At 61.4% G+C, this 26,574-nt stretch carries 25 protein-coding genes and 1 riboswitch; of the genes, 19 read left to right on the forward strand and 6 right to left on the reverse strand.

Annotated elements, in window-relative coordinates:
- Positions 1-28 precede the first annotated feature (28 nt).
- From BW979_RS10465 to BW979_RS10480, 4 genes are all read left to right on the forward strand, one after another.
- Positions 29-1,102, forward strand: coding sequence for an AI-2E family transporter (locus tag BW979_RS10465; protein WP_047228724.1), 1,074 nt, complete (start codon positions 29-31; stop codon positions 1,100-1,102).
- A gap of 181 nt (positions 1,103-1,283) precedes the next feature.
- On the forward strand, positions 1,284-1,988 hold the full coding sequence (gene hda / locus BW979_RS10470; RefSeq protein ID WP_003178999.1) for a DnaA regulatory inactivator Hda: 705 nt from the start codon (positions 1,284-1,286) through the stop codon (positions 1,986-1,988).
- A gap of 211 nt (positions 1,989-2,199) precedes the next feature.
- A complete protein-coding gene (locus BW979_RS10475; RefSeq protein ID WP_047228723.1) occupies positions 2,200-2,826 on the forward strand; it encodes a C40 family peptidase in 627 nt (208 codons plus the stop codon).
- Between the two features lie 165 nt (positions 2,827-2,991).
- Positions 2,992-3,525, forward strand: coding sequence for a C40 family peptidase (locus tag BW979_RS10480; RefSeq protein ID WP_047228722.1), 534 nt, complete (start codon positions 2,992-2,994; stop codon positions 3,523-3,525).
- Positions 3,526-3,625: 100 nt separating this feature from the next.
- Here BW979_RS10480 and BW979_RS10485 read toward each other — a convergent pair whose 3' ends face one another.
- Positions 3,626-4,936: a PQQ-dependent sugar dehydrogenase gene (locus tag BW979_RS10485; protein WP_047228721.1), complete on the reverse strand. Its 1,311-nt coding sequence runs from the start codon at positions 4,934-4,936 to the stop codon at positions 3,626-3,628.
- A gap of 67 nt (positions 4,937-5,003) precedes the next feature.
- Complete coding sequence (locus tag BW979_RS10490) at positions 5,004-5,588, reverse strand: hypothetical protein (RefSeq protein ID WP_047228720.1); 585 nt, start codon at positions 5,586-5,588, stop codon at positions 5,004-5,006.
- A 159-nt stretch (positions 5,589-5,747) separates the two neighbouring features.
- A riboswitch (cobalamin riboswitch) is annotated at positions 5,748-5,984 on the forward strand.
- Positions 5,985-6,062: 78 nt separating this feature from the next.
- Between BW979_RS10490 and cobO the strand changes: the two genes are divergently transcribed.
- The 13 genes from cobO (at position 6,063) to BW979_RS10555 (ending at position 17,484) form a co-directional block, all read left to right on the forward strand.
- The gene (gene cobO, locus BW979_RS10495) at positions 6,063-6,674 is read left to right on the forward strand and encodes a cob(I)yrinic acid a,c-diamide adenosyltransferase (protein ID WP_047228719.1); all 612 of its coding nucleotides are present in this window, start codon (positions 6,063-6,065) and stop codon (positions 6,672-6,674) included.
- Entirely contained in the window at positions 6,671-8,065 is a 1,395-nt protein-coding gene (locus tag BW979_RS10500; RefSeq protein WP_047228718.1) for a cobyrinate a,c-diamide synthase, read from the forward strand. The genes cobO and BW979_RS10500 overlap by 4 nt, the downstream gene beginning before the upstream one ends.
- Positions 8,062-8,712, forward strand: coding sequence for a 5,6-dimethylbenzimidazole synthase (gene bluB / locus BW979_RS10505; protein ID WP_047228717.1), 651 nt, complete (start codon positions 8,062-8,064; stop codon positions 8,710-8,712). The genes BW979_RS10500 and bluB overlap by 4 nt, the downstream gene beginning before the upstream one ends.
- Positions 8,709-9,617, forward strand: coding sequence for an adenosylcobinamide-phosphate synthase CbiB (gene cbiB, locus BW979_RS10510; protein WP_076383759.1), 909 nt, complete (start codon positions 8,709-8,711; stop codon positions 9,615-9,617). Before bluB ends, cbiB begins: the two co-directional genes overlap by 4 nt.
- Complete coding sequence (gene cobD / locus BW979_RS10515) at positions 9,610-10,602, forward strand: threonine-phosphate decarboxylase CobD (protein WP_076383760.1); 993 nt, start codon at positions 9,610-9,612, stop codon at positions 10,600-10,602. The genes cbiB and cobD overlap by 8 nt, the downstream gene beginning before the upstream one ends.
- Positions 10,599-12,050 carry a cobyric acid synthase gene (locus BW979_RS10520; RefSeq protein ID WP_076383761.1) on the forward strand — a complete coding sequence of 484 codons (1,452 nt, stop codon included), beginning with the start codon at positions 10,599-10,601 and terminating at the stop codon, positions 12,048-12,050. Before cobD ends, BW979_RS10520 begins: the two co-directional genes overlap by 4 nt.
- 62 nt (positions 12,051-12,112) lie before the next feature.
- Positions 12,113-12,634, forward strand: coding sequence for a bifunctional adenosylcobinamide kinase/adenosylcobinamide-phosphate guanylyltransferase (gene cobU / locus BW979_RS10525; protein ID WP_047228713.1), 522 nt, complete (start codon positions 12,113-12,115; stop codon positions 12,632-12,634).
- Positions 12,631-13,686, forward strand: a complete 1,056-nt coding sequence (gene cobT, locus BW979_RS10530) for a nicotinate-nucleotide--dimethylbenzimidazole phosphoribosyltransferase (RefSeq protein WP_076383762.1) — start codon at positions 12,631-12,633, stop codon at positions 13,684-13,686. Before cobU ends, cobT begins: the two co-directional genes overlap by 4 nt.
- On the forward strand, positions 13,683-14,258 hold the full coding sequence (cobC, locus tag BW979_RS10535; RefSeq protein ID WP_076383763.1) for an alpha-ribazole phosphatase family protein: 576 nt from the start codon (positions 13,683-13,685) through the stop codon (positions 14,256-14,258). The genes cobT and cobC overlap by 4 nt, the downstream gene beginning before the upstream one ends.
- Before the next feature lie 2 nt (positions 14,259-14,260).
- Positions 14,261-14,998: an adenosylcobinamide-GDP ribazoletransferase gene (locus tag BW979_RS10540; RefSeq protein ID WP_076383764.1), complete on the forward strand. Its 738-nt coding sequence runs from the start codon at positions 14,261-14,263 to the stop codon at positions 14,996-14,998.
- An 85-nt stretch (positions 14,999-15,083) separates the two neighbouring features.
- Complete coding sequence (locus tag BW979_RS10545; protein WP_047228709.1) at positions 15,084-15,488, forward strand: MarR family winged helix-turn-helix transcriptional regulator; 405 nt, start codon at positions 15,084-15,086, stop codon at positions 15,486-15,488.
- 52 nt (positions 15,489-15,540) lie between these two features.
- Entirely contained in the window at positions 15,541-16,749 is a 1,209-nt protein-coding gene (locus BW979_RS10550; RefSeq protein WP_076383765.1) for an MFS transporter, read from the forward strand.
- A 183-nt stretch (positions 16,750-16,932) separates the two neighbouring features.
- Positions 16,933-17,484: a glutathione peroxidase gene (locus tag BW979_RS10555; RefSeq protein ID WP_076383766.1), complete on the forward strand. Its 552-nt coding sequence runs from the start codon at positions 16,933-16,935 to the stop codon at positions 17,482-17,484.
- 89 nt (positions 17,485-17,573) lie between these two features.
- Here the strand turns inward: BW979_RS10555 and BW979_RS10560 are convergent, their stop codons facing one another.
- The 3 genes from BW979_RS10560 to BW979_RS10570 form a co-directional block, all read right to left on the reverse strand.
- Positions 17,574-18,857 carry an OmpP1/FadL family transporter gene (locus BW979_RS10560; RefSeq protein ID WP_047228706.1) on the reverse strand — a complete coding sequence of 428 codons (1,284 nt, stop codon included), beginning with the start codon at positions 18,855-18,857 and terminating at the stop codon, positions 17,574-17,576.
- Positions 18,858-19,001: 144 nt separating this feature from the next.
- On the reverse strand, positions 19,002-19,484 hold the full coding sequence (locus tag BW979_RS10565) for a hypothetical protein (RefSeq protein WP_047228705.1): 483 nt from the start codon (positions 19,482-19,484) through the stop codon (positions 19,002-19,004).
- 277 nt (positions 19,485-19,761) lie between these two features.
- Positions 19,762-19,986: a hypothetical protein gene (locus BW979_RS10570; RefSeq protein WP_007898912.1), complete on the reverse strand. Its 225-nt coding sequence runs from the start codon at positions 19,984-19,986 to the stop codon at positions 19,762-19,764.
- A 965-nt stretch (positions 19,987-20,951) separates the two neighbouring features.
- Between BW979_RS10570 and BW979_RS10580 the strand changes: the two genes are divergently transcribed.
- Both BW979_RS10580 and rmuC read left to right on the forward strand, forming a co-directional pair.
- Positions 20,952-21,275 carry a hypothetical protein gene (locus tag BW979_RS10580; RefSeq protein WP_076383767.1) on the forward strand — a complete coding sequence of 108 codons (324 nt, stop codon included), beginning with the start codon at positions 20,952-20,954 and terminating at the stop codon, positions 21,273-21,275.
- A gap of 178 nt (positions 21,276-21,453) precedes the next feature.
- Positions 21,454-22,836, forward strand: a complete 1,383-nt coding sequence (gene rmuC, locus BW979_RS10585; protein WP_172833817.1) for a DNA recombination protein RmuC — start codon at positions 21,454-21,456, stop codon at positions 22,834-22,836.
- 58 nt (positions 22,837-22,894) lie between these two features.
- On the opposite strand, the gene BW979_RS10590 is transcribed toward rmuC, so the two are convergent.
- Positions 22,895-26,365, reverse strand: a complete 3,471-nt coding sequence (locus BW979_RS10590) for a hybrid sensor histidine kinase/response regulator (protein WP_047228702.1) — start codon at positions 26,363-26,365, stop codon at positions 22,895-22,897.
- Between the last annotated feature and the right edge of the window lie 209 nt (positions 26,366-26,574).

The following is a 26,574-nucleotide window of genomic DNA, read 5'->3' on the forward strand; positions in this document are numbered from 1 at the left end:
TTCTTTCTTATATAGCTAGGAGTGGTTCATGGGCGATACGCGGCGTTGGTTCTGGTTGGGTGGGGTCGCCCTGCTGTTTGTGTTCATCTATTTGCTGCATCCGATCCTCACGCCGTTCCTGGTTGCGTTGCTCCTGGCCTATCTGTTCGACCCACTGGTAGATCGCCTGGAAAAACTCGGCCTGTCCAGGACCTGGGGCGTGGTGTCGGTGTTTGGGCTGATCATCTTGATTGTCATTGCTCTGATGCTGGTGCTGATACCGATGCTGGCCAAGCAACTGATGCGCCTGTACGAGCTGGCGCCGCAGATGCTCGACTGGTTACAGCACACTGCCGTGCCGTGGGTGCAGTCGAGGCTGGGGTTGGCTGAAGGCTTCTGGAAGTTCGACAAGGTCAAGGCGGCCATCAGCGAGCATATGGGCCAGACCTCTGACATCGTCGGTGTGGTGTTGAGCCAGGCCACAGCCTCGGGGCTGGCGTTGATCGGTTGGCTGGCGAACCTGGTGTTGATTCCGGTGGTGGCTTTTTATCTGCTGCGCGACTGGGACTTGATGATGGCCAAGATTCGCAGCCTGCTGCCACGCCATCGTGAAGAACGCATCATGACCCTGACCGGCGAATGCCATGAAGTGTTGGGGGCGTTTGTGCGAGGGCAATTGTTGGTGATGGTGGCGCTGGGCTTCATCTATGCGGCGGGATTGATGCTGGTGGGCCTGGAGCTGGGGCTATTGATCGGCTTGATCGCCGGGCTGGCGGCCATCGTGCCCTACATGGGCTTCGTCATCGGTATCGGCGCGGCGTTGATTGCCGGCTTGTTCCAGTTTGGCGGTGATCTGTACCCGATGGTCGGCATCGTGGCGGTGTTCATGGTCGGGCAAGCGCTGGAAGGCATGGTGCTGACACCGTTGCTGGTGGGTGATCGCATCGGCCTGCATCCAGTGGCGGTGATCTTTGCGATCCTGGCAGGGGGTGAGTTGTTCGGTTTTACCGGGGTCCTGCTGGCGCTGCCGGTGGCGGCGGTGATCATGGTGCTGGTGCGTCATATGCACGATCTGTACAAGGATTCAGACATCTACAGTGGCGTCGAAGACCCCGAGCTATAGCGCCAATGGCGGGCGCGGCGGTTGTCCCAGCGTCAGGGAAACCGTCGCTCCATCGTTCTGTCGCTGCAAACCTTTGATTTTGCTCGTGGTCCGGCGCATTGTGCGGTCCGCGTCACGGGTATAAACTTTGCGCACTTTACACAGAGGCCACTAACGGTTCTTTTGGAACTGTTCAGTCAGCATGAAACCGATTCAGCTGCCCCTAGGTGTGCGTCTGCGTGATGACGCCACCTTTATCAACTACTACCCAGGCGCCAATGCCGCTGCACTCGGCTATGTCGAGCGGCTTTGCGAAGCCGACGCCGGCTGGACCGAGAGCCTGATTTATCTGTGGGGCAAGGACGGGGTGGGGCGCACGCATCTGTTGCAGGCCGCTTGCCTGCGGTTCGAGCAATTAGGTGAGCCGGCGGTGTATCTGCCATTGGCCGAGTTGCTGGATCGCGGCGTGGAGATCCTCGACAACCTTGAACAGTACGAACTGGTCTGCCTGGATGATCTTCAGGCGGTGGCCGGCAAGGCTGATTGGGAAGAAGCGCTGTTTCACCTGTTCAACCGGTTACGCGACAGCGGCCGGCGTTTGCTGATTGCTGCATCGACATCGCCGCGGGAGCTGCCGGTGAAGCTGGCCGATCTCAAGTCCCGTCTCACCCTGGCGCTGATTTTCCAGATGCGCCCGCTCTCCGATGAAGACAAGCTCCGTGCATTGCAGTTGCGCGCTTCCCGGCGTGGCCTGCACCTGACCGATGAGGTCGGGCACTTCATCCTTACCCGCGGCACCCGCAGCATGAGCGCGTTGTTCGAACTGCTCGAACGTCTCGACCAGGCGTCGCTTCAGGCCCAGCGCAAGCTGACCATCCCTTTTTTGAAAGAAACCCTTGGCTGGTAGAAGTCGCAGCAATAGTGGCTTATAGCCTGTTTCTACCACGGCACAGCCCGCGTCCCTTCTGGGCTGCAGGCTGCAGAGGGTTGAAAACGGTTGGGGCGCTTAGATGTAAACCTAAAACCGAGAAGTCACATTTGCATCGATTGAATTTGCAAATGAGCTTGATAGTGGGCATAGTCTCGCCATCTTTACAACTTCAGCCACGGTCGTGCCCATGCTAAGTCGCTTCGCACCCCTGGTGCCTCTCGCACTCGTTACCCTGTTGTTCGGTTGTGCTGCCCACTCTCCAGTGTCCCAGCAAGCGCAACAACCACAGGTTCAAAATTCCGTTACTGCCCAGTCTTCCTCTGTTGCACTTGAGGAAGAAATGGCCACCGACAAAGAGCTGGCAGACTTCGCCGGCAGCAAGCCTTATCAGCTTCCGGTGCTGGCTGACAGCATCCTGGAGCGGGGCATGTCCTTGATCGGTACCCGCTATCGTTTTGGCGGTTCCTCCGAGGCCGGCTTCGATTGCAGCGGTTTCATCGGGTATCTGTTTCGCGAAGAGGCTGGCATGAGCCTGCCGCGCTCCACTCGCGAAATGATCAACGTGAAGGCCCCGCTGGTTGCTCGTAACGAGCTTGAGCCGGGCGACCTGCTGTTCTTCGCTACCAACGGTCGTCGTGGTCGCGTCAGTCACGCCGGTATCTACCTGGGTGACAACCAGTTCATCCATTCCAGCAGCCGTCGCAGCGGTGGCGTGCGAATCGACAGCCTGGGCGACAGCTACTGGAGCAAGACCTTCATCGAAGCCAAGCGCGCACTCGCGATGGCACCGACCGTGGTCACTGCTCGCAAGTAAGCTCACAGTTTGTAAGGCAAACTTAAAGTCTTACTTGAAGTTTGCCTCATAGCCGCTAGAATCCATGATCATTGATTGATGGCAATCCGCCTGCGTACTCCGCAGGCGGCTTTGTTTTCATGCCCACGGCAGAAAAGCCGCATCCAGATCAGGATTGTTCTGCATATGTCGACGTCGGCCCGCCTCGCTCTCATGCTCCTTGCCGCGCTGCTCAGCGCTTGCGCCAGCCGTACTCCGCCACCTGCGCCCGTGCGGGCTCCGGTGGTATTCGCACCCGCGCAAAGCTTTTCCCCGGTTGCCGAAGACGTGCTGTTCCGGGCGCTGGGGTTGGTGGGGACACCCTATCGTTGGGGCGGTAATACGCCGGATTCAGGCTTTGATTGCAGTGGCCTGATTGGCTATGTGTATCGCGATGCGGCCGGTATCTCCCTGCCGCGCTCCACCCGCGAGATGATTGGTATGCGCGCCCCGAGTGTCGGTAAGGAGGCGTTGCAGACCGGTGATTTGATTTTCTTCGCCACCAACGGTGGCTCTCAGGTCAGCCATGCCGGGATCTATGTCGGGGAGGGGCGTTTCGTCCACGCGCCAGCGACCGGGGGTACGGTCAAGCTCGATAGCCTGTCTAAGGCTTATTGGCAGAAAGCCTATCTCAGTGCCAAGCGTGTGCTGCAACCGGCGCATCTGGCGCGTAATCCCTGACGATTCAAGTTCGCTTTTTGCGCCGGCTCAGCAGAGCTCTTGTGGCGAGAGAACAATCCCTCGCCACAGGTTCCAGTGTTCAGGTCAGCTTCTTCAGCGGTTATTTAGCCCAAACCCGCCAAATCTTGTTCCCCACATCATCTGCCACCAACAGCCCGCCCTGTTTGTCGATCACCACACCCACTGGTCGGCCTTGGGCTTTTTCATCTGCATTCAGGAAACCGGTCAGCACATCCACCGGTTGCCCCACCGGCTTGCCGGCGTTGAAGGGTACGAAAATCACTTTATAGCCGCTGTGGGGTTTACGGTTCCATGAGCCGTGCTGCCCGATGAAAGCCCCTTCGGTAAACGGCGCTGGCAAGGTGCTGCCTTCGGCGAATGTCAGCCCCAGTGACGCGGTGTGTGGGCCGACGGCGTAATCCGGGGCGATGGCCTTGGCCACCAGTTCCGGTTTTTGTGGCTCGACCCGCTTATCGACGTGCTGCCCGTAATAGCTATAGGGCCAACCATAGAAGGCGCCGTCCTTGACTGAGGTGATGTAGTCCGGGACCAGGTCGCTGCCGATCTCATCGCGCTCATTCACCGCGGTCCATAGCGCGCCACTGCGCGGCTCCCAGGCCAGGCCGTTGGGGTTGCGCAGGCCCGAGGCGAAGATGCGGTGATTGCCGCTGGCACGGTCCACTTCCCAGATGGCCGCGCGGCCTTCCTCGGCCTCCATGCCGTTTTCCCCGACATTGCTGTTCGAACCGGTAGTGACGTACAGCTTGCTGCCGTCCTGGCTGGCGATCACGTTTTTGGTCCAGTGGTGATTGAGCGTGCCACCCGGCAGGTCGACGACCTTGGTCGGCTGCGCCTTGATTTGCGTATCGCCCTCTTTATAAGGGAAGCGAATCAGTCGGTCGGTGTCGGCCACGTACAGATCATTGCCCACCAGTGTCATGCCGAACGGTGAATTGAGGTTTTCCAGAAAGACCGTACGGGTTTCGGCGATGCCGTCATGATTGGCATCACGCAACAGGGTAATGCGATTGGGGCTGGGCACCCCCGCGCCGGCGCGGCCCATGACTTTCTCCATGACCCAGCCACGAATGCCTTTGGAGTCGTCCGGTTTGGGCGGCGCGTTGGTTTCTGCCACCAGCACGTCACCGTTGGGTAGCACGTAGAGCCAGCGTGGATGATCCAGCCCTTCGGCGAATGCGCCCACTTGCAGGCCCTGGGCCGGGGTAGGTTTGGCGCCATCCGGCCAGCCGATAGCCTCGGCAATGTTGACGGTGGGGATCAGGGTCTTGTTCGGTTCCGGCAGTTTTGGCGAGGGGCCAGTGCCGTCGGAAACCTGCAGTGTGGAGGACTCGCCGCAAGCAACAAGCCCTGCGGCCAATGCGACGATCAGAAGGTGTGGTGGCTTGAGCATGCGGGCTTCCCTATGAGTGCATGGTGGTTATTCATAGAGAAGCTTAGACCCGCGATGGTTCAACCGGTCAGCCGTGGGCCTGCTTGAACAGCACGGCGATGCCCGGATGATACTGCCCGGCCTCATTGCGCAACTTGCGATAGGCATAAGGGAAGTACCAGGCCACGGCGCAGGTATTTTCCTTCTGCAGTTCATCGATCATGTCCTGCAGTTCTTCCGGCGTGGCGCTCTGCTGGGCCTTTTGCGGTGCGACGAACAGGCAGCCCAATCGCAGGTCACTGGAATAGCTGATACGTTTGGCATCGCTGGTGATGTCGAGCAGCGGCTGGGTGAGATTGAGGTTCTTGACCTTCGGCCAGCGTTGAGTGGCCTGGATGAACGCGCGCTCCTCGGTGCCGGCGATGAACAGATCGGCGCTGACGTTGCGTTCGCCTTCTTCATTCTGTTTGCGAGTGGGGGTGTTCTGCAGCGTGACCATCTCGGCCATCCAGGCTGCGGCCGAGAGCAAGCCAAGATTGGCTTTTTCATCGAACCAGTAAGGTGTGTCGTTATCGCCGCGCACGGCGTTGTAACGGTCGATACAGTCAAACCAGCGTTCCAGCACCGGGCGCAGGAATTCCAGTTTTGGATTGCTGATGATCATGCCTTGCATGCTTTTGCCCTCTTGTTATTGTGATATCGGGTCGTGATGCCTATTTGATATCACTTGCCGCAGCATGGCACAAGATTGGCGTCATTTTATTGATCAGGGCCAATGTCCGCTGTTGAACCTGTGCCGGCTTTAATTGACGCTCCACCCCCAACCCTCTAACCTTCGCGGCTTGTTTCAGGTGCTCTGTGACCGGGCGATCGTTGGGTCGACAGAGTGAAACAGGGAAGCCGGTGAGTGCATACGAACCCGGCGCTGCCCCCGCAACGGTAAATGAGTCAACGCTGCGCCTGGCACTACACAGGCCACCAGCCACTGTGTCCGTAGACATGGGAAGGCGCGCAGCCCGGCATCACGCCGCTCATGAGCCCGGAGACCGGCCTGATTCATCCAACGGCATCACGGTGGGCGATGCCAGGCTTGTTGCCGTCTTTTTTGTGCCCGCCCGCCGTTATCCAATCCCAACGGAGAGCTCCCATGACCCACACCCCCGATCGCGACGAACGCCACCTGGCGCGCATGCTGCGCAAGAAAGCCGTGATCGACGAGCGCATCGCCAACTCGCCCAACGAATGTGGCCTGCTGCTGGTGCTGACCGGCAACGGCAAGGGTAAGAGCAGTTCTGCGTTCGGCATGCTGGCCCGGTCCATGGGCCATGGCATGCAATGCGGCGTGGTGCAATTCATCAAGGGGCGTAACAGCACCGGTGAAGAGCTGTTTTTCCGTCGCTTCCCGGAGCAGGTGCGCTTTCATGTCATGGGCGAAGGCTTCACTTGGGAAACCCAGGATCGCCAGCGCGACATCGCCGCGGCTGAAGCGGCCTGGGCAGTTTCGCGTCAATTGCTGAGCGACCCGTCCATAGGCCTGGTGGTGCTCGATGAACTCAACATTGCCCTCAAGCACGGTTACCTTGACCTGGACCAGGTGCTGAGCGACTTGCAGGCCCGTCCGCCGATGCAGCATGTGGTGGTGACCGGTCGCGGCGCCAAGCCGGAATTGATTGAACTGGCCGACACCGTCACCGAAATGGGCATGATCAAGCACGCGTTCCAGGCGGGTATCAAGGCGCAGAAGGGCGTCGAACTGTGAGCGATGTTCCCTTGGCGAGTCGTCACTGCCCGGCGGTGCTGATCGCCGCTCCTGCTTCCGGGCAGGGCAAAACCACGGTCACCGCCGCCCTGGCCCGCTTGCACCGCAAGCAGGGCCGTAGGGTGCGGGTCTTCAAGTGCGGACCTGATTTCCTCGACCCGATGATCCTGGAGCGGGCCAGCGGCGCGCCGGTCTACCAACTGGACATGTGGATGGTCGGCGAGCAGGAGAGTCGTCGATTGTTGTGGGAAGCTGCTGCCGAAGCCGACTTGATTCTGATCGAAGGGGTGATGGGGCTGTTCGATGGCACGCCATCGAGTGCCGATCTGGCCCGGCACTTCGGCGTGCCGGTGCTGGCGGTGATCGATGGCACGGCCATGGCCCAGACCTTCGGTGCCCTGGCCCTGGGCCTGGCGCGGTATCAGCCGGACTTGCCTTTCGCCGGGGTACTGGCCAATCGGGTCGGCACCTTGCGTCATGCGCAGTTGCTCGAAGGCAGCCTGACCGAAGGCCTGCGCTGGTACGGCGCCCTGTCACGGGAAACCGGTATCGAGCTGCCAAGTCGCCACCTTGGGTTGGTCCAGGCCAGTGAATTGAATGATCTGGACCTGCGCCTCGACGCCGCCGCCGATGCCTTGGCTGGCAGTTGTGAAGTGGCGTTGCCGCCGGCTGTGGAGTTCGTCGCGCCAGCGGTGATTGCCGCGCAGCCGTGGCTGGAAGGTGTGCACATCGCCGTGGCCCGGGACGAAGCGTTCGCCTTCACCTATGGCGCCAGCCTTGATTTGTTGCGAGCCATGGGCGCGCAACTGAGCTTCTTTTCACCTATTCATGACAGCGAACTGCCGGCGGCGGACAGCCTGTATCTGCCCGGTGGCTATCCGGAATTGCACCATGTTGCGCTGGCGCAAAACGCGCCGATGCTGGCGGCGATCCGCGCGCACCATCAAGCAGGCAAACCCTTGCTGGCTGAATGCGGCGGCATGCTTTATCTGTTGGACTCGTTGACGGATGTGGACGGCACCCGCGCCGAGCTGCTTGGGTTGCTGGCCGGTGACGCGCAGATGCAAAAGCGTCTGGCGGCCCTGGCGCTGCAATCGGTGGAGTTGCCGGAGGGCACTTTGCGCGGGCATACCTATCATCATTCCCTCACCAGCACCGGGCTGGAGCCGATTGCCCGAGGCCATAGCCCCAATGGCGGGCGTGGCGCGGAGGCGGTTTTCCGGCAGGGTCGGATGACGGCTTCCTATGTGCACTTCTATTTTCCGTCGAATCCAAGGGCGATTGCCGCGCTGTTTGCGCCTGATCCTGAGGCCGCTATCGCCAACAGGCTCGCCCCCACCTCTGATCACCTGACCCCTGTGGGAGCGAGCCTGCTCGCGAAGCGGTCATGACAGACAACTCCTTCTCCCAGGCCGAACGCGATGCCGTCTACCGGGCCATCGCCGAACGCCGCGACATGCGCCACTTCACCGGCGGCACCGTTGAGCCAGCGTTGCTGCGCCGCCTGCTGGAAGCCGCGCATCAAGCCCCCAGTGTGGGTCTGATGCAGCCGTGGCGGTTCATTCGCATCAGCGACCGCGCCTTGCGTGGGCAACTCCGTCAACTGGTGGAACAGGAACGCATCCGCACCGCCGAGGCCCTGGGCGAGCGCAGCGATGAATTCATGAAGCTCAAGGTCGAAGGCCTCAACGACTGCGCCGAAGTGCTGGTGGCGGCGTTGATGGATGATCGCGAGCGCTATGTCTTCGGTCGACGAACCCTGCCGGAAATGGACCTGGCCTCGCTGTCTTGCGCGATTCAGAATCTGTGGCTGGCTTCTCGCGCCGAAGGGCTGGGGATGGGCTGGGTTTCTCTGTTCGAGCCCCAGGCCCTGGCCGAGCTGTTGGGCCTGCCCGCCGGCGCCAAACCGCTGGCAATATTGTGCCTGGGGCCGGTCGAGGGGTTCTACCCGGCACCGATGCTCGCTCTGGAAGGCTGGGCGCAGCCGCGTGCGCTGGATGAATTGCTCTACGAAAACCATTGGGGAGTAAGCCCATGAGTGTGGCGTTGCTCAGTGCTGCCGCGGTGGCGCTGGATGCGCTGTTGGGCGAACCCCGACGCTGGCATCCGCTGGTGGCGTTCGGTCGCTTTGCCGATCGTATCGAACAACGTTTCAACTCCGGCGGGCGTGGCTGGCGCAGCCATGGCGTGACGGCGTGGATCATCGCCGTGGTGCCGTTGACCCTGCTCGCGACGGCGCTGTCCTGGGCGCCGTTGGTGGGCTGGCTGGTGGAAATCCTGGCGCTGTACCTCGCCCTTGGCCTGCGCAGTCTCGGGGAGCATGTCGAGCCAGTGGCCCGGGCTCTGCGCGGCGGGGATCTGGATGAAGCGCGCCGGCGGGTCGGCTATCTGGTCAGTCGCGAAACCGCTGAACTGGATGAGACTGCCGTTGCCCGTGCCGCCACTGAGTCGGTGCTGGAGAACGGCAGCGACGCGGTCTTCGCCGCGCTGTTCTGGTTCGCCGTCGCGGGCGCGCCTGGTGTGGTGTTATACCGCCTGAGCAATACCCTCGACGCCATGTGGGGCTATCGCAACGAGCGCTTTGAACGTTTCGGTTGGGCAGCGGCCAAGATCGATGATGGGCTCAACTACATTCCGGCGCGCCTGGTGGCGCTGACTTACGCCGTGCTTGGAAAAACCCGCCTGGCGCTCAAGTGCTGGCGCACTCAGGGCCCGACCTGGGACAGTCCCAATGCCGGGCCCGTGATGGCCGCCGGCGCGGGTGCGCTGGGGGTCGAACTGGGTGGCGCGGCGGTGTATCACGGCCAATTGCATCAACGTCCGCCCTTGGGCGAAGGCGCGCCGGCGAACGCCGACGCCATTGATCGCGGCTGGCAACTGGTCCAGCGTGGCGTATGGTTGTGGTTGCTGATTCTCTGCCTGGGAGCTGAGTTTTATGCTTGAGCACGGTGGGCGCCTGCGCAACGCGGCCCGGCAATACGCGATTGCCGAGGCGCACTGGCTGGATCTGTCCAGCGGCCTGGCGCCCTGGCCGTTCGACGTGCCGGCGATTGCACCGCGGGCCTGGGCACGCCTGCCTGAGACCGATGACGGGTTGGAACAGGCCGCCTGCGATTATTACGGCGCCAAGCATGTGCTGCCGGTGGCGGGCTCGCAGATGGCCATCCAACTCTTGCCGCGCCTGCGTCGGGCCGGCAAGGTCGGCGTCCTCTCACCCTGTTACGCCGAACACGCCGAAGCCTGGCGCCGCAGTGGTTACATCGTGCGTGAAGTGCTGGAGCCGGAGGTAGACTTCTTCCTCGACAGCCTTGACGTGCTGGTGGTGGTCAACCCCAACAACCCCACGGGCTTGCTGTTGAGCCCCGAGCGCTTGCTGGACTGGCATGCCCGACTGGCCCAGCGCGGTGGCTGGCTGGTGGTGGATGAAGCGTTCATGGATGTTACGCCACAACTGAGCCTGGCCGCCCATGCCCATCAGGTCGGATTGATCGTGCTGCGTTCGTTCGGCAAGTTTTTTGGCCTGGCCGGGGTTCGCCTGGGATTTGTATTGGCCGAGCGCCATTTGCTCAAGTTGCTCGCCGAACAAGTCGGGCCGTGGGCCGTCAGCGGGCCGACCCGGGTGGTGGGCCAGGCGTGCCTGCTGGACAGCGACGCCCAGGCCCGCCAGCGCCAACGCTGCGAAGACACTAGTCAGCGCCTGGCGCTGACGCTCGAACGCCACGGCTTCAAGCCTCAGGGCGGCTGCGGGTTGTTCCAATGGCTGGTCACTGAGCACGCCCAGGCACTTTACGATTTCATGGCCCAGCGCGGCATTCTTCTGCGCTTGTTTACCCATACCAGCAGCCTGCGCTTCGGGTTGCCGGCCGATGACGGTGAATTCCTGCGCCTCGAGCAAGCTTTCGAGGCCTACGCCAAGGACATCCAATGACCACTGTAATGGTGCAGGGCACCACGTCCGATGCCGGCAAAAGCACTCTCGTCACGGCGTTGTGCCGCTGGGTCAGGCGTCAGGGGGTGAGCGTGGTGCCGTTCAAACCACAGAACATGGCACTCAACAGCGCGGTAACGGCCGATGGCGGCGAAATCGGCCGTGCCCAGGCCGTGCAGGCCCAGGCGGCCGGTCTCCAACCGCATACCGACATGAACCCGGTGCTGCTCAAGCCCAACAGCGACACCGGTGCCCAGGTCATTATCCATGGCCGCGCCGTCACCACCATGAATGCGGTGGCCTATCACGATTACAAAGCCATCGCGATGCAAGCGGTGCTGGCCTCCCACGAACGTTTGAGCGCGGCGTATCCGGTGGTGATGGTGGAGGGCGCGGGTTCCCCGGCGGAGATCAATCTGCGCGCCGGTGACATTGCCAACATGGGCTTTGCCGAGGCGGTGGACTGTCCGGTGCTGCTGATTGCCGATATCAATCGCGGCGGCGTCTTCGCCCACCTTGTGGGTACCCTGGAGCTGCTTTCGCCCAGCGAACAGGCGCGGGTCAAGGGCTTCATCATCAACCGTTTTCGCGGCGACATCGCCCTGCTGCAACCGGGCCTGGACTGGCTTGAGGCGCGCACCGGCAAACCGGTGATTGGCGTGTTGCCGTACGTGATGGACCTGCATCTGGAAGCCGAGGACGGTCTCGATCAACGGCAGGCCGACAAGGCCGAGCAGGTGCTCAAGGTAGTGGTGCCGGTATTGCCGCGCATCAGCAACCACACCGATTTCGATCCGCTGCGCCTGCATCCGCAGGTCGATCTGCAATTCATCGGCCCAGGCCAGCCCATTCCCGCGGCTGACTTGATCATCCTGCCGGGTTCAAAGAGCGTGCGCAGTGACTTGGCCTACCTGCGCGCCAACGGTTGGGAGACGGCCATCCATCGTCACCTGCGTTATGGAGGCAAGTTGCTAGGCATCTGCGGTGGTCTGCAGATGCTCGGCCAGCAGGTCCACGATCCGCTGGGGCTGGAAGGGGCCGCGGGCTCCAGCACCGGGCTGGGCTTGCTGGCTTTCGAAACGACCCTGGAACACGAGAAGCAGTTGCGCAATGTGCGCGGTCGACTGGCCCTGGAAGAGGCCGAGGTCAGCGGGTATGAAATCCATGCCGGTGTAACCTCAGGCCCGGCATTGGAAAACCCGGCGGTGCAGTTGGATGACGGTCGCTGTGATGGCGCCCAGAGTCTGGATGGGCAGATTTTCGGCACCTATCTGCATGGGCTGTTCGAGTCACCGGCGGCCAGCAGCGCCTTGTTGCGTTGGGCCGGGTTGCAGAATGTGCAGGCGGTGGACTACCACGGGTTGCGCGAGCGGGACATCGAGCGGTTGGCGGATCTGGTGGAGCGGCATTTGGATACCGGGCTGTTGCGTGAGCTGTGTGGGATCTAGGGTGGCTGCACTGGCCTCATCGCGAGCAGGCAGCAACACGGCCAATTTGAAAGGTAAAAAACATGCTGCAACTGATCCTCGGCGGCGCCCGCTCCGGTAAGAGTCGCCTGGCCGAAAAGCTCGCCACAGACAGCCGATTGCCCGTTACCTACATCGCCACCAGCCAACCTCTGGATGGCGAGATGAACGAACGGGTCGCCCAACACCGCGCTCGCCGTCCGGCCGAATGGGCGCTGGTGGAGGAGCCGTTGGCCCTGGCGCGGGTGCTGCGCGATAACGCCGGTTCAGGGCAATGCCTGTTGGTGGATTGCCTGACCCTGTGGCTGACCAATCTGCTGATGCTCGACAACCTCGAGCAGTTGAACGCCGAGCGTGACGCTCTACTGGAGTGCGTTGGCGCGCTGCCGGGCGAAATCATTTTTGTCAGCAACGAGACCGGAATGGGTGTCGTGCCGCTGGGCGAGTTGACTCGCCGTTATGTCGATGAAGCCGGTTGGCTGCATCAAGCTTTGGCCGAACGTTGCCAGCGCGTCGTGCTGACCGTTGCCGGCTTGCCCCTGACTCTCAAAGGTACTGCGTTATGAATCATCGCTGGTGGCTGGACCCGTGCAAGCCCCTCGACACCCAGGCCCTGGAGCAGGCTGCGGTCCGTCAGCAACAACTGACCAAGCCGGCCGGCTCCCTGGGGCGACTCGAGGCAGTGGCGGTGCAACTGGCGGGTTTGCAAGGGCAGGTCAAGCCGAGCCTGGATCAACTCTGGATCGCAATTTTCGCAGGTGATCACGGTGTGGTGGCCGAAGGCGTATCGGCCTATCCCCAGGAAGTCACCGGGCAGATGCTCCTCAACTTCGTCAGCGGTGGCGCGGCGATCAGTGTATTGGCGCGGCAACTGGGCGCCTCGTTGGAAGTGGTTGACCTGGGCACTGTGACGCCTTCGCTGGCGCTACCCGGTGTGCGGCATCTGAACGTGGGGCCAGGTACCGCGAATTTCGTGCAGGGGCCGGCGATGACCGTGACCCAAGGCGAGCAGGCATTGTTGGCCGGACGTGACAGTGTGCTGCGCGCGGTCGCCGCCGGAACGCAGCTGTTCATCGGCGGCGAAATGGGCATCGGCAACACCACGGCGGCCAGTGCCCTGGCCTGTGCCTTGCTTGACTGCCCGGTGACTCACCTGGTCGGGCCGGGCACCGGGCTGGACGCCGCGGGTGTCAGCCGCAAGGCTCAAGTCATCGAGCGCGCCCTGGCGTTGCACGGTGCACAGCGTAACGATCCACTGCAAACACTGTTCAACCTGGGCGGGTTTGAAATCGCAGCGTTGGCTGGCGCGTATCTGGCCTGCGCCCAGCAGGGCGTTGCGGTGCTGGTGGATGGTTTCATCTGCAGCGTCGCAGCACTGGTGGCGGTGCGTCTCAATCCTCAATGCAGGCAATGGCTGTTGTTCGGCCATCGCGGTGCCGAGCCGGGGCATCGGCACGTTCTGGAAACCCTCGGCGCTGAGCCGCTCATTGACCTGGGCCTGCGCCTGGGTGAGGGCAGTGGTGCGGCGTTGGCGGTGCCGCTGTTGCGCCTGGCGTGTGATCTTCACGGGCAGATGGCGACGTTTGCCGAAGCGGCTGTGGCGGATCGCCCGGCATGACTTTGCACCTGGACCTGCTGCGCCACGGCGAGACCGAACTGGGCGGCGGGCTGCGTGGCAGCCTCGACGATGCCTTGACGGACAGGGGCTGGCAGCAGATGCGCGAGGCGGTCGCGGCGCGCGGGCCCTGGGATCGGCTGGTGAGTTCGCCGTTGCAGCGTTGCGCCCGTTTCACTGAGCAACTCGGCGTCCAGCTCGATGTGCCGGTGCACCTGGACAAGGGGCTGCAGGAGCTGCATTTCGGCGCCTGGGAAGGCTGCAGCGCGGCGGCGTTGATGGACACCGACGCCGAGGCGCTGGGCCGCTTTTGGGCCGATCCCTACGCATTCACTCCGCCAGACGGCGAGCCGGTGCTGGAGTTTTCGAAGCGAGTCCTGGCGGCGGTTGAACGCCTGAGGACCGCGTATGCAGGGCAGCGCGTATTGCTGGTCAGCCATGGCGGGGTGATGCGCTTGCTGCTGGCGCGAGCCCGCGGTCTGCCTCGGGAGCAGTTGCTCAATGTAGAAGTGGCTCATGGCGCGCTGTTTTCTCTTCGGGTGTCGCCTGGTTCGGTGTTGAAGGAAGAGGGCTGAAGATGCTGGCGTTCTGGATCGCCTTGCAGTTCCTGAGCAGCCTGCCGGTTCGCTTGCCGGGCATGCCTGAGCCTGCGCAGTTGGGGCGTTCGTTGCTGTTTTATCCGCTGGTAGGTCTGTTGTTCGGAGGCTTGTTGTGGGGGCTTGATGCCCTGTTGCTTGGCACGCCGCTGCTGCTCCATGGAGCCCTGTTGCTCACCGCTTGGGTGCTGCTTAGCGGCGGCCTGCACCTGGACGGGCTGGCCGACAGCGCGGATGCCTGGCTTGGCGGTTTTGGCGATCGCGAGCGTACGCTGCTGATCATGAAAGACCCTCGCAGCGGGCCGATTGCGGTGATTACGCTGGTGTTGGTGCTGTTGCTCAAATTCGCCGCATTGCTGGCGCTGATCGAGCAGCGACAAACCCTGGCATTGATCATCGTGCCGGTGTTGGGGCGTGGCGCGTTGCTGGGGTTATTCCTGACCACCCCATACGTGCGTGCCGGCGGGTTAGGGCAGGCGCTCGCCGACCATCTGCCGCGCCACAGCGGCTGGCAGGTATTGCTGGCCTGTGCGCTGGGGGGCGTGCTGGTGGCGGGCTGGGTCGGGGTAACGGCGCTAGTCATCGCCGTGGCGGTATTTATCGGGTTGCGCCAGATGATGTTGCGCAGGCTGGGAGGGTGTACCGGGGATACGGCAGGCGCCTTGCTGGAGCTGCTTGAAATGGTGGTGTTGGTGGGGCTGGTGCTGATCTGGAATTGAGCGCTACCTGTCTGGCTGGGGATTCAGTTTGAAATTTCCTGAATTAAAATTTGCATTCACTTAATCGCGGGTATATACACGCACTATGCTTGCCTCCCAATGTTTGTGCATCAACCTGCGTCGCGCCGCTCGGGGCGTCAGCAGGTATTACGACGGCGCCCTCGACGGCTTCGGGATCAACGTCGCCCAGTATTCCTTGCTGAGCAACCTGGCGCGCCTGGACCAACCGAGTATCTCTTCCCTGGCCGAGGCCATGGGCCTGGACCGCAGCACCCTGGGGCGCAACCTGCGGGTACTGGAAGGTGAGGGGCTGGTGGCGCTGGCCGAAGGTGAAGACTTGCGCAATCGCATTGTCGAACTCACTGAAGCCGGGCATGCCCGGCTGGCGGCGGCGTTGCCAGCCTGGGAAGCGGCGCAACAACGATTGATCGATAAGCTGGGCGCCGAAAAGCGCGCAACGTTGCTGGCCTTGCTGGATGAACTGGCGTGAAGCCGGTTCGTTCGAAGATAAGCGGGTATATACCCGTGACCGGAGAATAATAATGACATCGATGTGGCGTACCTGTGGTTGGGTTCTGGTGGGCGGCGCGCTGATCCTGGCGTTGTCCCTGGGTGTACGGCATGGCTTCGGGCTGTTTCTGGCGCCGATGAGTGCCGAGTTTGGCTGGGGTCGTGAGGTGTTTGCCTTCGCCATTGCCTTGCAGAACTTGATCTGGGGCTTGGCGCAACCTTTTACCGGGGCGCTGGCCGACCGCTTCGGTGCCGCGAAAGTCGTGCTCATCGGTGGCGTGCTGTATGCCCTCGGTCTGGTCTTCATGGGCATGGCCGACTCGCCATGGTCGCTTTCATTGAGCGCGGGTCTGTTGATTGGTATCGGTCTGTCCGGCACGTCGTTTTCGGTGATCCTCGGCGTGGTCGGGCGTGCTGTGCCGCCGGAAAAACGCAGCATGGGCATGGGGATCGCCAGCGCTGCCGGCTCCTTCGGCCAATTCGCCATGTTGCCGGGCACGCTGGGGCTGATTGGCTGGCTCGGCTGGTCTGCCGCGCTGTTGGCGCTGGGGCTGCTGGTGGCGCTGATCGTGCCGCTGGTGAGCATGCTCAAGGACACCCCTGCGCCGCTGACCGGTCATGAGCAAACCTTGTCCGAAGCGCTGCGCGAGGCCTGCAGCCACTCCGGCTTCTGGCTGCTGGCGGTTGGCTTTTTTGTCTGTGGGTTCCAAGTGGTATTCATTGGCGTGCATTTGCCGGCCTATCTGGTGGACCAGCACCTGGCGGCCAGCGTCGGCACGACCGTGCTGGCCCTGGTCGGCCTGTTCAATATCTTCGGCACCTACACCGCAGGCTGGTTGGGCGGTCGGATGTCCAAGCCGCGCTTGCTGACCGGGTTGTACCTGTTGCGGGCGGTGGTGATTGGCTTGTTCCTGTGGTTGCCGGTGACGACTACCACGGCTTACCTGTTCGGGATGGCGATGGGCTTTTTGTGGCTGTCGACGGTGCCTTTGACCAACGGCACGGTAGCGACGTTGTTTGGTGTACGAAATCTCTCAATGTTGGGTGGGATCGTGTTCCTGTTCCACCAGTTAGGTTCGTTCCTGGGGGGCTGGCTGGGTGGGGTGGTATACGACCGAACCGGCAGTTATGACTTGATCTGGCAGGTGTCGATCCTGCTCAGTCTGCTGGCGGCGGCGTTGAACTGGCCGGTGCGTGAGCGTCCGGTGGCGCGGCTGCAAGTTCAGGCAGGTGCGGCATGAGCCGCGTAGGCCCGTGGTTGATTGCTGCCGGTGCCGGCCTGCTGCTGGTGGTCGCCTGGTGGGGGTGGCATCAGGGCGGGCTGGCGTTGATGCAACTGGGTATGGGCACCTGCTGAGCGGTGGACGGCGCCGGGCAGGGGGGAGTAACGTCGGGGTCTGACGTGCTTTCAAGGAGATTGCGACATGCTGATGCGCAGGTTTGCTGTACCCGCTCTGCTGCTGGCTTTGACCGGGCACGTATGGGCCGCTGACTGCCCACCCATGCTGGAGGGCTCGCTGCCCAAGTTGCGGGCCAAGGAAAACATCGATCTGTGCCAGCGTTTCGCCGGCCAGCCGCTGGTGGTGGTCAACACTGCCAGCTTCTGCGGTTTCGCCCCGCAGTTCAAAGGTCTGGAGGCACTCAACCAGCGCTATAAAGGTGACGGTCTGCAAGTGCTGGGGGTACCGTCCAATGACTTCAAACAGGAATCCAAGGACGGCGAAGAGACGGCCAAGGTCTGCTACGTCAATTATGGCGTGACCTTCACCATGACCGAGCCCCAACCGGTACGCGGCGCGGACGCCATCCCGTTGTTCAGGCATCTGGCCGAACAGTCCGGGGCACCGAAATGGAATTTCTACAAGTATGTCGTGGACCGCCAGGGTAAAGTCGTCGCCAGTTTCTCCAGTCGGACCAAACCCGACGATCCTGAATTCATCCAGGCGGTAGAAGCGGCCATCGCCTCCCGCCCCTGATCGCCAGTCACGAAAAAGCCCCGCCTCTTTGCAGAGTGCGGGGCTTTTTTCGCTTCAGATGGCGAGGGGTTCAGGCTCGCCGTGAATCATCAGAAGCGGTAGGTTGCACCTACACCGAAGCCATTTGCGCTGTTTTCGTATTCAGCGTTGTAGGACTGGCCCAGAGCGTTGCTGTGATTGACGCTGACTTTCTCTTCCTTGAGATAGGAATACGCCACGTCGATGGTCAGGTCTTCGGTCGGGCTCCAACCTGCACCCAGGCTGAAGATGGTCCGGTCGCCGGTAGGGATGCGTGGCGAGCGGTCGATGTTGTTGGTAGGTGACTGGTCGAAAGTCAGGCCGGTACGCAGCACCCACTGTTTGTTCAACTGGTAGGACGTACCGATGGCGTAGGCCCAGGTGTCATGCCAGTTCTGTTCCTCGGTAATGGTGCCAAGGAACGCAGGGGCCAGTGCACCACCGTTTGCAGGCGTGACGCCTTCATTGTCCACGGTGATTTCTTTCAAGCGGCTCCAGCGAGTCCAGGTGCTGCCGGCATAAAGGGTCCAGGCATCGTTGAGCTGCTGGGTGACCGAAAAGTCCACCGATTCAGGTGTCGTGATGTCCAGCGAAGCGTCATAACGCGCCCCGCTCAGGAACCCGGCGGGAGTGCCGGCACCCGGGCTTACCTTGGTGTGGCCTTCAAGCTTGTACTTGACCTTGGAGTGGTAGGTCAGGCCAACACGAGTGGTGTCGGTCGCCTGGACCAGCACGCCGATATTGTAGCCATAGCCAATGTCGTCGCCCTTGATCTTCACTTCGCCATCGTTCGGTGAAAGCGGCGTGGTCAGGGTCGATTCCAGTGCGCCGGAAATGTGGTTGATGGTCGGGCCGAAACCGATCGACACCTTGTCGTTGAAGGCGTAGCTGACGGTGGGCTGGAAGGCGACGACTTTCACTTCGCTCTTGCTGCCGAAGTTGCGACCCTGGAAGCTGCTTTCGTAATCGGTGATCAGGCCGAACGGTGCGTATACACCCAGGCCGAAAGCCCATTGATCATCGATAGGCTTGACGTAATAGCCCATCGGAACGGCAGTGAACGGCACCATGTCGCCCTTGTTGGTGCCCGATTGGCTACCGCTGGCGTCGTTGATGTCGGTGGACGCGTCGATAGCGGCCATACCGCCCGTAACTTGCTGGCGCTTGAGGCGCGACATGCCGGCCGGGTTGCCAAACACAGTGCTTGCATCATCGGCAGAGGAAGAACGCCCAGCGAAACCGGTGCCCATGCCACTGATGCTTTGTTCGTTCAAGGCAAAGCCACTGGCGAAAATCTGCGTGGATGCCAAGGTAACGGCAAGGCCAAGGGTGGTTTTGAGCATCATTTTTTTCATTGTTAGAACTCCAGGTGATCACCGGGGCGAAAATTACCAACATTTTCGTTTAAGCGCTATAGGCTGTATGGCTTGATTTAGAGCGGTTTTGTAGGACAATCAGACCAAATTCGCGGCTGTTGTAGGAACTTTCCAGATCTGACCTTAGCAGGCGACCTGATTCAGCGGCGAAACACAACTTTGCCAGGCGCAGGTGAAATCCCGCAGGCGCCCTTGAGGGTGAAATGTCTGGCGCCAGATCCGGGCCATGCCTAACAGGTCATCGGCTTCAGGAAGCGCGAGGTTCTGTTCCTCCACCAAAAGCCAGGCAATGGCGGTGGCGTAACGCAGATTGACGGTCAATTCCAGGTGCGGGCCGCTGAGAAAGGCGTGCTGGCTGGCCAGGCCCCGAACCAGGCTGGCTCGTTCCGGATCCAGAGCCAGGTAATGGTCCCAGAGCGCCCGGTGGCGGGGTTCGGGAATGCGGTACAGGCCGTGCCCGCGACGGTCATGCAGGGCTGATCCCAGGGCGGACTGGCTGGCGGCAATCCCCAGCAACAAGGATTCCGCCGTTGCACTGTGGCGCTCCAGGTACAGGAGCGTCGGGCGGATCACATATCGACACAGTTCGCTGGCAGCGATACCCATAAAACCCTCGAAACGTGAAAGGGGCAGAGCCTGAAATGGGTGTGGGCTTGGCAGCGGTGGTTCGGTTCAGGCTCCGCCGGAAGCGGATCATGCCGCTTGACTTGAAGTGTAGTGTCATATTCCCGCTGTAAAGGACTGTTTTTAAAACATCTTCGCCGAACGGTTATAACCGTTATATCCCCCGGTGCTTAAGCCGTTGCGCTTTATCGAGAAATTCTGGGCAATAAAAAACCCCGCTTTTGGGGCGGGGCCTTAGGGTTTCAGCCTTTGCGGCGTATCAGGCAACCAGTGCCTGACGGGTACGCTCGATCACGGCCTGCAGCGGTTCTGCGCTGGAGTACTGATCGGGGTACAGGCGTTCGCTGTGACGGGCGATGCCATGTTCGTTGACCAGCGTGAAGCTGAAGCAGCCTTTGCGAGCGGCCATGATCAGGCAGTTCATTGGGGCAAAAGCGTTGGTTAGGGTGCGGATGGCATCCTGTGTATGGATTTGAGTCGACATGTTATGGGTGTTCCTACAAATGACACGGTTAAGAACCGTGCAACGTTAAAACGTTCCAGTAACGTCGACCACCATTGGTCGAACGAAGAACCCGACTGGAACAAAGCAGCCAGTTTGAGCGCTATATAAAGTGCGCGCTTGGGCTGGCAGGTAGGTACTTAGGAGGGCAGGCAACACATCAAGGGCAAAGGTTCTGGGCCCGGGGTGAAGATCCTGATCAATTTTGCAGGCTGGTTCGGTCAGAGTAACGAGTCTGGCAACATCCTTTGCAATCGATCAAAGGCAGTGTTGACGCAAGAATTACCTGGAAACCATCGAGGGGGTCGGTCTCTTTTTGTCGGTGAGGCTTCTCTTGAAGAAGGCTGACCGTGGAGATGTATTCGACCCGGAATTGACTTTCAGCTTGGTACTAACGCCGCGGATAGTAACGGATCGAGTGGTCGAAGGGAAGGACGATGGGAAAAAATATCCTGCCTGGTCGCCGACTGATCGCTTGTTTGCCCATCGGTGATCGGCCATAGCACAGGAACCGATCAATGGTTTTGCGCTTAGCCGACGGACAACGGCCAGCACGTCGTCAGGTTATCCCCAGGTTTTACCGCGCAAATGAGCCAAAACGGCGCAACCATATAACCATTTCACGTGTTACTTGTGCACACTCGATGCGGTGGTTGTCACCGTATTGTCATGTGGAAACAATCTGGGGTGGGTGCCTGTATCCAAAATTTAAGTCAATGAAAAACATCGCTTTTTTTTACTGGTGAAAAAATCGTCAGTTTGAGCGCAGGCCCCGTTCCACAGGGCTTACGGCGACTTCAGGGGGGGTTGTCCACTGAGTTATCCACAGCTTCTGTGGATTGTCCCAAGCGCTTGCTCTAGCACGGGCGTGCCGGATTTTTTCGACTTTACCCGTGCGAAAAAAGGAGTAGAGTGGCGCGCCTTCCTGATCTGTCCCACAGTGCTTTATGAAGTTTCGCTCAGTATCAAATCCTGTTACCTCCACACCCGCCGGTGTTACCCCACCCAAACGCATTTCGATGCGCGTGGCCGAATGGCTGCTCGACAGCCCGCGCCTTGGGGAAAACACCAGTGTCAAACACTTGGCCGGCCGTTTACTCAAGCAACCAGCCCGGGAAGGCGTGGTAGCTGCGCAAAGTCGCCTCGGTCAGCTGATGTGCCGTGAGTGCGGGAACGCGCGCGATCGCCGTATTGGCCAGGATCTGCTGCGTCAGGCTGCCAGGGCCGGGGATCATCGTGCGCGCCAGGCGCTGGGTGAAATCGAAGACTGAGCTGGGCATCCCCTGGCCGCTTGGTTAACCTGCGGGCTTTATTTCATCGGCGGGAATTGTCATGGCTATGGATTTGACCAGCCTGTTGTTTGGCCTGGCGGGTGCTGCGGTGCCGTTGCTCGCCCTGGCCTGGCACCTGCAACGCCAGGCCAGCGCCGCGCAAACCGAACTCGCGTTAATGGAGGAGCGTCTGGCCACCGCCCACATGGCCCACGACGGTTTGAACGCCCAGCTCGATGCGTGCCGCGATGAAATCAGCGACCTGGGCCAGGCCAACGCCGCCCGGCAAGCCGAGCTTGCCGCCGCTTGTCGCGAAGTCGAGTTGTTGCAGATCGAACGCGACAATGCCCGAGACGCAGCCCACGCCTGGAACTTGGAGCGCGCCGCAAAAGAAGCGGAATTGCGGCGTCTTGATGCCCAGGCGGCTTCGTTGCATGCCGAACTGCGTGAGCAACAGGAAAGTCATCAGCAACGTCTGGACGACCTGCAAGGTTCGCGAGACGAGTTGCGGGCACAGTTCGCCGAGCTGGCAGGAAAGATCTTCGATGAGCGTGAGCAACGCTTCGCGGAAACCAGTCAGCAGCGGTTGGGGCAGTTGCTCGACCCGCTGAAGGAGCGCATCCAATCCTTTGAAAAACGTGTCGAGGAAAGCTATCAAGCCGAGGCGCGGGAACGCTTCTCCCTGGGCAAGGAGTTGGAACGGCTGCAACAGCTGAACCTGCGCCTGGGCGATGAAGCGACCAATCTGACCCGTGCCCTCAAAGGTCAGAAGACCCAGGGTAACTGGGGTGAGCTGATTCTGGAGCGGGTGCTTGAACACGCCGGCCTGGAGAAGGGCCGCGAGTATCAGACCCAGGTCAGCCTCAAGGGCCCGGACGGCGAACGGTTCCAGCCGGACGTGCTGATTTACCTGCCCGGCGACAAGCAGGTGGTGGTGGATTCCAAGGTCAGTCTTACGGCCTATCAACAATATGTGGCCGCCGAGGACGACAGCATCGGCCAACTCGCTCTCAAGCAGCACGTGGTGTCTTTGCGGGCCCACGTCAAAGGTCTGGCCGGCAAGGATTACAAGCGCCTGGATGGTTTGCACAGCCTGGATTTCGTGTTGTTGTTCGTACCGATCGAGGCCGCGTTTTCTGCCGCGCTGCAAGCCGAACCGAACCTGTTCCAGGAAGCCTTCGACCGCAACATCGTGATCGTCAGCCCGACGACGCTATTGGCGACGTTGCGGGTGATCGACAGCTTGTGGAAACAGGAGCGCCAGAGTCAGAACGCCCGGGAAATCGCCGAGCGGGCAGGGTGGCTGTACGACAAGTTCGTACTGTTCATTCAGGACCTGGACGAAATAGGCAGCCGTTTGCAGCAACTGGACAAAGCCTACAGTGCGGCGCGCAACAAACTCACAGAAGGGCGTGGCAATCTGATCAGCCGCAGCGAACAACTCAAATTGCTCGGCGCCCGGGCCAGCAAAAGCCTGCCAGCCGAACTGCTCGAACGGGCAATGACCGATGTCGATGGGCTGCCCGAACTGCCTGAAGAGACCGAAAAGCCTCAGGCTTGATGTAAAAACCTGGGCTTGATGCCAGGCAGTGTGTGCCTGACAGTGGGAAATCGATTCTCTACAACGGCAAATGCCGACTCAACAACGCCCTCAATGCGGCCGGTTTCACCGGTTTGGCCAAGTAGTCCAGACCCGCCGCATGCACCTGCGCCACCGTCTCGGGGCGGCCATCGGCGCTGATCACCACGCCTGGTATCGGTTCACCCATACGGCTGCGTAACCAGGCCATCAGCTCGGTTCCGGTTTCTCCATTGTCCAGGTGAAAATCCACCAGGGCCAGTTGCGGTCGGCCTCCCTCGCTGAGCAAACGCTCGCACTCCTGGCGGTTGCGCGCGGTCCACACCTGGCAGCCCCAGCGAGTGAGCAGGCTGTTCATGCCGATCAGAATGCTGTCTTCGTTATCGACACACAGCACCTGGGCGCCTTTTGGTAAATGACCGTTGAGTTCGGCTGCGGGCTTGGGCAAGGCAGTCTGCGCCTGGGCCAGCGGTACGCTGACGCTGAAGACACTGCCGCGCCCCGGCCAGGAACGCACCCGCAAGGTGTGACCCAGCACGCGGCACAGCCCGTCGGCGATCGCCAGGCCCAGGCCCAGGCCTTTTTCCGCACGGGTCTGATGGCTGTCGAGACGTTTGAACTCTTCGAAAATGACCTGCAGTTTGTCTTCGGCGATGCCCGGGCCGCGATCCCACACCTCCAGGCACAATTCGCCATTGCGACGGCGAACGCCCAGCAGTACCGGGCCTTTGGCATAGCGGAAGGCATTGGTGAGGAAGTTCTGCAACACACGACGTAGCAACTTGATGTCGCTGTCGACCCGTAGTCGTGAGCCCCGCACCCGGAATTTGAGGCCTTGTTCCTGGGCCAGTACCTTGAACTCGGCGCCCAGGGTATCGAACAGTTCGTTGAGGGCAAATGGATTGCGGTCAGGGTTGATCTTGCCGTTTTCCAGGCGGGAAATGTCCAGCAGATCGGTGATCAGGTCTTCGGCCGAGCGCAGCGAACTGTCCAGGTGGTGTACCAGTTGCCGGGCCTCGCTCGGCAAGGCGTCGTGCTGATGGGACAGCGCTGCGGAGAACAGGCGTGCGGCGTTGAGCGGCTGCATCAGGTCATGACTGACTGCTGCCAGGAACCGGGTCTTGGATTGGTAGGCCGACTCGGCGGTGCCTTTGGCTTCGGTCAGGGCCATGTTCAGTTGCGACAGTTCCCGGGTGCGTTCCGCCACCCGTTGTTCCAATCCTTCATTGGCTTCCGTGAGGGCCTGTTCGGCTTCGCGGAAAGCGGTGATGTCGGTAAAACTCATGACAAAACCGCCGCCGGGCATGGGGTTGCCGATCAGCTCGATCACCCGGCCATTGGGAAACAGCCGTTCAGAGGTGTGTGCACGGCCCTGGCGCATCCAGTGCAGGCGTCGAGCGACATGGACCTCTGCTTCGCCCGGGCCACAAAGGCCGCGCTCGGCGTTGTAGCGGATGATGTCGGCGATGGGCCGACCCACACTGATCAAACCGTCCGGATAGTTGAACAGCTCCAGGTATCGGCGGTTCCAGGCCACCAGCCTGAGGGACTGATCGACCACGCTGATGCCTTGGGTGATGTTTTCGATGGCACCTTGCAGCAGTGCACGGTTGAATTGCAGTACTTCCGAGGCTTCATCCGCAATTCGGACCACATCCTCCAACTGCATCTCCCGACCTTCAATCGCGGCTTTTACTACTGCGCGCGTCGACGAAGCCCCCAGCACGCCCGCCAGGAGCCGTTCGGTGTGGGCGATCCATTCGCTGTCGGCATTCTGGTTCGGGTTGAAGCCTTTGCCCTGGCGGTAGGCAAAGCGAATGAAACTCTGGCGCGCCCGTTCTTCGCCAACGAAGCGCGCGGCCAGTTGCAACAGGTCATCTATGTGCACCGCCAGCATCGAGCGGGGGTTGGGGCGGGCGCTGATTTCCTGGCCGATGAAGCGTCCGGCCTGCCAGTGTTCCGACACGCGGGTGCGCGACAGCACGGAGATCCAGGCAAACAGGGTGAAGTTACCGGCCAGGGATAACACGACCCCTTGGGTCAGCGGTGAAATCGGCAGGTTCAAGGGGTTGCCATGCAGCCACGCAAGCCCCGGGAAACTGTTCAGCGACCAGCCCAGGCTGTGGGCCGCGATCGGCAACACCAAGGTGTAGAACCACAGGAAAATCCCCATGGCGAGGCCGGCGAACACCCCGCGACGGTTGGCCTGTTTCCAGTACAGCGCGCCGAGCATGGCAGGCGCCAGTTGGGTCACGGCGGCGAAGGCTATCTGGCCGATGGTCGCCAGGCTCGCCGTCGAGCCCAGCAGGCGGTAGCTGACATAGGCCAGCAGCAGGATCACCACAATGCTCACCCGGCGAACCGACAGCATCCACTGGCGAAACACTTCAAAGGGCCGTTCGGCGTTGTTGCGGCGCAACAGCCAAGGCAGCAGCATGTCGTTGGACACCATGGTGGAGAGCGCGACACTCGCCACGATGACCATGCCGGTGGCCGCCGAGGCGCCGCCAATGAACGCAAGCACCGCCAGCGCCGGGTGGGCCTGGGCCAACGGCAGGCTGATGACGAATGAATCCGGCAGCACCGAGTCGGGCAGCATCATTTGCCCGGCGAGGGCGATGGGCACCACGAACAACGCCGCCAGGGCCAGGTAGGCGGGGAATACCCACTTGGCCAGGCGCAGGTCCTGGGGCTCGATGTTCTCGACCACGGTCACGTGAAACTGCCGCGGCAAGCAGATGATCGCCATCATCGCCACCCCGGTCTGCACCACCATGGACGGCCAGTTGATGGTTTCTTTCCAGTATTGCTCCAGCCGCGGCGCGAGCATCGCCTGGTTGAACAGATCGTCGAATCCGTCGTAGAGCCCGTACGTGACAAAGGCGCCAACGGCAAGGAAGGCGAACAGCTTGACCAGCGATTCAAAGGCAATGGCCAATACCATGCCTCGGTGGTGCTCGGTGGCGTCCAGGTTGCGGGTGCCGAACACGATGGTGAACAGCGCGAGGATCAGTGAAACGATCAGCGCCGTGTCCTGGGCGCGGGTGCCCGTGGTGTCGGCCCCGGCGCCGATGAGCAGGTTCACCCCGAGCACGATGCCCTTGAGCTGCAAGGCAATGTACGGCAACACACCCACCAGGCAAATCAGGGCAATCACAATCGCCAGGGACTGGGATTTGCCATAGCGGGCGGCGATGAAGTCAGCGATGGAGGTGATGTTTTCCTGCTTGCTGATCATCACCATTTTCTGCAAGACCCACGGGGCCAGCACCAGCAACAGGATCGGCCCGAGGTAAATCGGCAGGAATGACCAGAGTTGTTCGGCAGCCTGGCCCACCGCGCCAAAAAATGTCCAGCTGGTGCAGTACACCGCCAGCGACAGGCTGTAGACCCACGCCCGCACCCGAGGGGGTAAAGGTGTGCTGCGCCGGTCGCCGTAGAAGGCGATGGCGAACAGGATGGCCATATAGGCCAGGGCAACAACGGCAATCAGCCCGCTGGACAACGACATGGAAGCTCCTGAACGAAAGACCCCGGGGGCAGTGCCCGGCAGAACAGTCTCGCATGCCCGCTCGGGTTCGTCAGTGTCGACCAAGGTCGAGGCGTGTCGAGGTATCGCCGGTTGCGCTCAGCAATGGGGCATGGGGTGTGCTGGTCGGCCTCATCGCGAGCAGGCTCGCTCCCACACTGGATCTTCGGCGAAGATGGATTTTGTATTCA

Source organism: Pseudomonas sp. A214, from assembly GCF_900156295.1.
Classification (GTDB): Bacteria; Pseudomonadota; Gammaproteobacteria; order Pseudomonadales; family Pseudomonadaceae; genus Aquipseudomonas; species Aquipseudomonas rhizophila.